General features: G+C 47.9%; 5 protein-coding genes. 3 read left to right on the plus strand and 2 right to left on the minus strand.

Features of this window, described 5'->3' with window-relative positions; genetic code table 11:
- Both VN105_RS03665 and VN105_RS03670 read right to left on the minus strand, forming a co-directional pair.
- A partial coding sequence (locus tag VN105_RS03665; protein WP_325638036.1) for an alpha-glucuronidase family glycosyl hydrolase occupies positions 1-696 on the minus strand: 696 nt, incomplete at its 3' end.
- 50 nt (positions 697-746) lie between these two features.
- Entirely contained in the window at positions 747-1,790 is a 1,044-nt protein-coding gene (locus VN105_RS03670) for a LacI family DNA-binding transcriptional regulator (protein ID WP_325638038.1), read from the minus strand.
- 334 nt (positions 1,791-2,124) lie between these two features.
- Between VN105_RS03670 and VN105_RS03675 the strand changes: the two genes are divergently transcribed.
- The 3 genes from VN105_RS03675 to VN105_RS03685 all read left to right on the plus strand — a co-directional run.
- Complete coding sequence (locus VN105_RS03675; RefSeq protein WP_325638040.1) at positions 2,125-5,193, plus strand: TonB-dependent receptor; 3,069 nt, start codon at positions 2,125-2,127, stop codon at positions 5,191-5,193.
- A 24-nt stretch (positions 5,194-5,217) separates the two neighbouring features.
- On the plus strand, positions 5,218-6,906 hold the full coding sequence (locus VN105_RS03680; protein ID WP_325638042.1) for a RagB/SusD family nutrient uptake outer membrane protein: 1,689 nt from the start codon (positions 5,218-5,220) through the stop codon (positions 6,904-6,906).
- Positions 6,907-6,937: 31 nt separating this feature from the next.
- A partial coding sequence (locus tag VN105_RS03685) for a sugar-binding domain-containing protein (RefSeq protein WP_325638044.1) occupies positions 6,938-7,672 on the plus strand: 735 nt, incomplete at its 3' end.

Below are 7,672 nucleotides of genomic sequence, written 5' to 3' on the forward strand. Positions count from 1 at the left end.
AAGGATAACGGCGTTGGCGTTTACGTTAGTGATCACTACGCCATTGATGCCGATGGAGGCATTTGCCCTGGCATAATCAATATAACGCTGATCAATATACGAAGGAAGCGTATGCCAGTTCCATATAGAGAAACCGGCGTAACCTCTTTCAACCGTTCTGTCGGGGTTGTCCCAGTGATCCAGCATACGTAAACGGATCTTGGGCGAGGAGATGATATGCAGTTGCCGGATGGGCTGTGCAGTTTGCAGGAGACGCAGGAAATGAAACGCGCCGTAAAGTACGCCCTGTTCGGTATTGCCGCTGATAAGTGTACACTGTTTGCCGTTAATTATTTTGGAGATAATAACGAATCCTTCCTCACCTGCGCTTTTCAGTTCTGTGGTTAGCCTTGCATTGCGGATCAGTAAAGAGGTGTGGGGAGTACCTGCAATGATGGCGCCGTTGCGGGGCACGGAGGTATTGGTATCTATTTTAGTTTGAAGTAAACCGGACAAACCTGCATACAACTCTTCCCTTACAATTTTCATAGTAGCGGAGGAGCCGTCTGTTATGATGCCGGTAATGTTTTCACGATAGGATGCAAGCTGCGCTTTATTGCTAACGGGCTTATATCTCAACCAGAGCTCATACCCGTTTTCTCCTTTTGTTATAAGGAAGCAGTACAGGCATAAAATCAATAACGTGGTCTTTTTCATATATTTTATGCACTTTTTCGCAATCGGTTGCGTAAATATCTCAAAAAAACTTATTTCCGCAATTTCTTTTTCAGGGAAGAGGCCCTGATCACCATATCCGCCCGCAGGGTAATGGCATCGGTGGTATACAGGTTACTGATCCCTTTAAGATGATTGATTAAATAGGTGGCGGCGGTATTGCCGATGCTATCGCCCGAATAGTCCATGGTAGTGAGATTGGGCTCAATCACCCGGCTGATGGGGTCATTGTTGAAACCGGCAAAGGCAATATCCTCGGGGATCCGGAGTCCCGCTCCTTTGAGCGCAAGCATGCAATACACGGCGGCGGTATCATTGGCAGAGAAAACGGCATCCGGCCGCTCTCCCGGGGGCAGATCCAGGATATACCTGGCAGCTTCGGCTCCGGCCTGTTCTGAAAGCGTGCTTGTCAGGTACAGTTTTTCCGAAACCGGCAGGTGATGGTCGCGGAGGGCTTGCCGGTAGCCGTTCAGCCGCTCCTGGTACACATTCCGCAACAGGTTACCTCCAAGATGCATGATCCGCCGGCAACCCTGCTCTATCAGGTGCCTGGTAATATTATAGGCCGCCTCAAAGTTATTGATACCAACGGAAGTGCTTTCCTCATGCGGATAAATACGGTCGAAAAAAACAACGGGGATCTTCCGCTTGAAAAACGGTTCCAGGTGATGGATGTCGGTTGTATTATAGGAGAGGGAGATGAGTAACCCGTCTACTCTCTTATTAAACATTGTAGCAGCATTACGCTTCTCTTTCTCCACATCTTCCAGCGATTGCGCTATAATAAGGTTGTAACCATGCCTGTTGGCGGCATTTTCCATACCGGCCAATACAGACGACATGAAGTGGCTGTTAAGGCGGGGCACCAACACGCCCAGGGTATGGGTATGTCTGCTCCTTAAACTGCTGGCAAATGTATTGGATTGATAACCAAGTGTTTTGGCGGCTTCAGAGATCTTTTTCCGGGTGTTTTTGCTGATCATGGGATTGTTTTTCAATCCCCTGCTCACGGTGGCAGCCGAAACATTCAGGTATCTGGCTATATCGTATATCGTTACTTCCCGGTCTTCAGACATTTTAGTGCTACTTGTTCATCAAAGAAAATGAACTTTTTTTGAATAAAAAAATGCAATCGGTTACGTAACTCCGGATTTTTCTTATATTCGTTTCGCAAGGGCGGGTTATGACCCGCTGTTATCAATCAAAATTCTGAATAAAACTCCCGTTATGAAACAACTTAACTGCCATCCAGGTATTCCCTTATCCGGCTAGCCAACTGTAGCATCTTTTATTGTTAAGGCGAGCCGCCAACATATATCGACTGATTGATAGCTTAAACTCAAGGAAGCAATAGTATCGGTCCGACCTCCTATTTCCATTTTTATAATTGTCCAAAAGACACTAATCGTTATGAAAAAAACTGAAAAACAAAAAAACAAAACGGGCATTGTCAGGCTTTCTGTTAGCCGGATATTGACCATTGCCCTTTTTACCACCTGTTTTTTATCCCGACCAACCGGCTCATTTGCCCAGGATAAAACGATAAGGGGCCGTGTTACCACAGAAGCCGGTGATCCAATTCCCGGCGCATCGGTAATAATAAAAGGTACCAACAAAGGACAGACCACGAAAGCCGGCGGGGAGTTTTCTATTACTGTACCCGGCGGCGCAGTACTTATCTTCACAAGCATCGGATATGCCAATAAAGAAATTACGGTAGGCGATAACACTACTATCAATGTACAGCTGCTGCCCGCAACAACAGACATCGGTGAAGTAGTAGTGGTTGGATATGGAACGCAAAAGAAAAAAGACCTGACCGGTGCCGTGGCCAGCGTAAACCTTGAATCGTTGCGGCAGGCGCCCAACACTAATATCGGCCAGTATCTCCAGGGAACAGTACCCGGACTGAACGTAGGCATATCTACTGTTGCCGGCGGCACCCCGCCCATCTCCATCCGCGGACGTGTAACACTCAATGGTAACCAGAATGTACTGATGATCTTCGACGGTATCCAGTACACCGGCTCCCTTTCCTACATTAACCCGGATGATATTGCTTCTATAGATGTGCTGAAAGATGCCAGCTCTACGGCAGTATACGGGGCACAGGCGTCTAACGGCGTTATCCTGATCACCTCCCGGAAAGGAAAGATCAACCAGAAACCACGCATCGCTTTTTCTACTTCCTATACCAGCCAGTACCCGACCATCGGCAACCTGAAACCATACGATCGTGAAGGGTATCTTAATTATTTAAAAGAAGCATTTTACGATAAGGCATACCTGGCGCCGGATTATACGACGCCTAATCCCGATTTCAAAATTGAAGACGTGGCGGATAACAGTATCCGCGACGGACAAGGCAAACTCCTGCCTAATAATTACGACTGGTTTGGCGAAGGCACCAACACCGGTACCATCGCGGAAACTAACCTGAGCATCTCCGGCGGCGGCGATCGCGTTAGCTACCTGCTGTCCGGTAGCCTGGTAGATCAGAAAGGCTTTATCATAAATGATAAGTTCAAAAGAAAATCTATCCGCGCAAATATTGAAACAAGACCGCTGACCTGGTGGAAAGTAGGCCTGGTTTCTTCTGCAGCATTTATTAACCAGGATGGCGCGGAACCCTCTTTCGGCAGCCTGCAGCGCATGACGCCATTAATTGTTCCATACGACGCCACCGGTAAACTGATCCCGTTTCCCATGAATACGCTGGAACCAAATCCGTTTACTACCTACGACGTGGACGACTACGACAGAACCAGCTACTACTTTGCCAATATATATACCGATATAGATTTCCCTTTCCTGAAAGGACTCAATTACCGGATGAACTTCGGTAACAACTACCGCCTGTCGAAACACTTCTTTTCCAGTGTTTATGATGCGGGGCAGACAGGCAGGGCCTACAAAGAATTTCAGGATTATTATGATTATACCTTTGATAATATCCTTACTTATTCCAAAACATTTGGTCATCATGATATCACCGCCACTGTATTGTATGGCGCAGTAGGAAGAAGGTCCGACAGCACATTTTCCGAAGCAAGAGGATTTCCGCGCCTTACGCTCAGCTACAATAATCTTTCCCAGGGCACCAACCAGTTTGCACAGTCGGGCGCATGGGAAGAACACCTCGCTTACCAGATGGCCCGTGTAAATTATAAGTTCAGGGATAAATACCTGCTTACCGCCATTGTACGCCGTGATGGCTTTTCAGGGTTTGCAAAGAATAATAAGTACGGCACCTTCCCGGTACTGGCACTGGGCTGGGTAATGTCGGAAGAGAATTTTATGAAAGGAATAACGCCGCTTAACTATCTTAAACTGCGTGCAGGTTATGGTGTAACCGGGAACCAAACCTCTCGCTACACCTCCATTGCACGGGTTACCACCAGTGCGGCTTATGTATTCGGTGATGGCGGTACCACGGCTTTCGGTCAGCAGGTTTCTTCCCTGGGAAATGATAACCTGAAATGGGAACGCACCAGGGGCATGAATGTGGGTATCGACTTCGCTGCCGCCAACAGCCGGCTTACCGGTACGCTGGATTATTACCGCAACAATACTTATGACCTGCTCTATAGCGTGGCTATTCCCGGTGCAACAGGTTTCAGCAGCATCACTACCAACCTTGGCCAGATCCGCAACGCCGGCTTCGAAACATCTTTAACTTATAACGTTATCGATAAGAAGGATTTCAAATGGGCTGCCACCTTCAATTTCTCCGCCAACAATAATAAGATCATTACACTTACCGGCGTAGACGCAAACGGAGATGGAAAAGAAGATGACCTGGTATCCAGTTCATTGTTTATCGGCAAATCCATCCAGGCAATATATGATTATAAACTGGATGGTATTTACCAGCTTGGCGACACCCGAATCCCGGGCTTCCCGGTGGGATCTGTAAGGATTGTGGACCAGAATAAGGACAACGATATCACACAGCAGAACGACAGGGTTTTCCTTGGCCGCAAAGAACCCGCATACCGCATGAGCTTATTCCAAACCTTTAACTGGAAGGCTTTCACACTCAGCTTATTTGTTAATTCGGTTCAGGGCGGTAAAGACGGTTACCTCGGCAATAATAACCCCTCGTTTTTCCGGGAAGATAACAGCATCCGGGTAAATAATCTCCGGGGAATCGACTTCTGGTCGCCTTCTAATCCAAATGGTAAATACCCGAGAAACATTTCCGGCTCCCGCGCGAAGATTGAACCTAATATGTACCAGGACAGGAGCTTTGTAAGACTCCAGGATGTGTCGCTTTCCTATGACCTTGCCAGTTTGCTGAAGAAATTCAAAGCACAGTCGATCAACCTGTATGTAAGCGGCAAAAACCTTTACACCTGGACCAAATGGGAAGGATGGGATCCTGAAGCCGTTGATAACGACGGTAACCCGATGGGATTGATCATCGGCGGAAGGCCGGTATTAAGAGGCTTTACCGTAGGACTGAATATCGTTTATTAAACACCACGTTGTAAAAATATTTTTATGAAGACATTATACCGGGTTTCACTCATATTGTTGCTTTGTTCGCCCGTGACCTCCTGCCGGCACGACTTCCTGGATGAAAAAGCGCTGTCGTTTCTCAGTACTTCCAATGCATTCAAAACAGCAGAAGATTTTGATGCGTCTGTCAATAACCTGTATGGCCTTGTCAGGAGTGAGTTTTATACATCCAGCGACTGGCAGCCGATGCAGTATCTGTATCGTACAGATATGGCCGTTGAAGTATCAGTAGGTAGTAATCCTAACCTTTCTGCTGAATTTGGTCCCAATGGAACACTTACCAACAATCACTGGAACCAGCTGTATAAAATTGTAGCCGAAGCGAATACTATCATCGACCGTATTCCCGCTTCACAGTTATCAGATGCCGATAAGGTGCTGTTTGAAGCAAAAGGAAAGTTCTTCCGGGCATTTGGTTACCGTACACTGGTGTATTTATATGGAGGAGTACCGCTGGTACTCAACGAGGTGGTAGGAGAGAAAACTGATTTTGTGCGGGCAAAGAAAGAAGAAGTGTTAGCACAAATTATTGCCGACCTGCAATTTGCCGCAGATAAACTGCCCGGCATCACAGCAGTGAAAGATGGAGAAATATCCAATCGTGCGGCGCAACACCTGCTGGCGGAAGTATATCTGGCAGCAGGCCAGTTCCAGAATGCAGTAACTGCTGCATCCGCAGTAATTGACGATCCGGCCACCGACCTGATGAAAAACCGGTTTGGCTCCCGTTCAACAGTTACGCCCGGAGACGTATACTGGGACCTGTTCCAGGCAAAAAATCGAAACAGGAAAGGCGCCGGTAATACAGAAGGCATTTGGGTGGTGCAGCTGGAAACAGATGTGCAGGGCGGGTCTGCCGTATCTACAGCAATGGCAGGCAACTACCAGATGGAACGTGTTCATGTGCCACTCTACCGTGATATGCGGGTGAACGGCGTGGCCTTGTTTCAATGGCCCATTGGCGATTATACCGGCGGCAGGGGCGTTGGATTTCTACAGCCCTCCCGGCATTTTGCAGACGAAGTATGGAAAAGTGATTTCAATAATGATATCCGGAATGCGAATCATAATTTCGTAAGGGAAGTGGTGGCCACAAATCCTGCAAGCCCCTTCTTCGGTCAGGTAATTTCTACACAAAACCCTCCCCCCGGTGCCGGTATCACATTTCCTTCCAGGGTGTTTTATCCTTACCAGTCGAAGGCTACCACGCCTTTCAATCACCCGGCTGGATTATACGTGAACCCCGCATCTACCGATCCCATCAAAAAGTATGAGTTAAAAGCTACGGCAGGTGGTACATATGCCGACCAGTATATTTTCCGGTTGGCGGAAACTTATTTACTGAGGGCAGAAGCTTACCTTGGCTTGGGCAATACCGGTGCAGCGGCAACAGATATCAATGTGGTGCGCGCCAGGGCCAATGCCTCACCGGTGCTGGCAGGAAATGTTACTATCGATTATATCCTCGATGAAAGATTAAGGGAACTGGGTGTGGAAGAGAAGAGAATGCTAACGTTGATGCGTATGGGAAAACTGTATGAACGTGTTAAGAAGTATAATCCTTTTTACGGCGTGAATATGGAGCCCCGCTTTAATTTATGGGCTATCCCCCAGGGAGAGATCGAAAGAAACAGAGGCGCTGTGCTGGAACAAAACCCTGGCTATAATTAATCAATTATTTTAAGTGCATAAACCTGGATACATGCCTGTTACTTTATTCCGCTTTGTGTTTCGCGGTATTGCTTATATGTTTTTGTTTGGTTTACTATCAGCAGTTAGTTGCAGGAGCACCCGCCCGGCAGCGGACAAAATAACTCGCGGAGCATCAATGGTCCGGGAGCGCATCAGTATCAATAATGGCTGGAAATTTTTCCGCTATCATTCAGATCCCGATCACCTGGTGTATGATGTGCGTCCTGAAGTGACCGACCGCAATGATAACGTAGTAGCCGATAGCAAGCCCACCGAATCTGTAGCGGTAAAAACATCGGCAGATGTGTTAAAGGATTGGATACTGCCTTCCTGTAATGATTTTATTGCGGATCCGGCCAAACATCACCGGCGCCCGCAAGGCAACCCGGGCGCTGATTTCCCTTTCGTGCAAAACAACTTCAATGACCAGGCATGGGATGCTGTTGATCTGCCACACGACTGGGCCATAGCAGGACCGTTTTACCACGAAGCCAACGCCATAGTAGGAGGGGGAATGGGCCGGCTGCCGGTGCAGGGCGTAGCCTGGTACCGCAGGAAACTGGATATCCCGGCAGCTGATAACGGGAAACATATTTACCTGGACATAGATGGCGCGATGTCTTATGCAATGGTGTGGATGAACGGCCATTTGGTGGGAGGATGGCCTTACGGTTATAACTCTTTCCGCCTGGATCTTACGCCGTATATCCGGCCCGGCGGGGATAACCAGCTGGCGGTACGACTG

This window comes from Chitinophaga sp., from assembly GCF_035564935.1.
Lineage (GTDB): Bacteria > Bacteroidota > Bacteroidia > Chitinophagales > Chitinophagaceae > Chitinophaga.

Excerpts from the sequence above, each read along its gene's own strand:
- VN105_RS03670 (WP_325638038.1), bottom strand. The coding sequence starts at position 1,790 with ATGTCTGAAGACCGGGAAGTAACGATATACGATATAGCCAGATACCTG.
- VN105_RS03675 (WP_325638040.1), top strand. The coding sequence starts at position 2,125 with ATGAAAAAAACTGAAAAACAAAAAAACAAAACGGGCATTGTCAGGCTT.
- VN105_RS03680 (WP_325638042.1), top strand. The coding sequence starts at position 5,218 with ATGAAGACATTATACCGGGTTTCACTCATATTGTTGCTTTGTTCGCCC.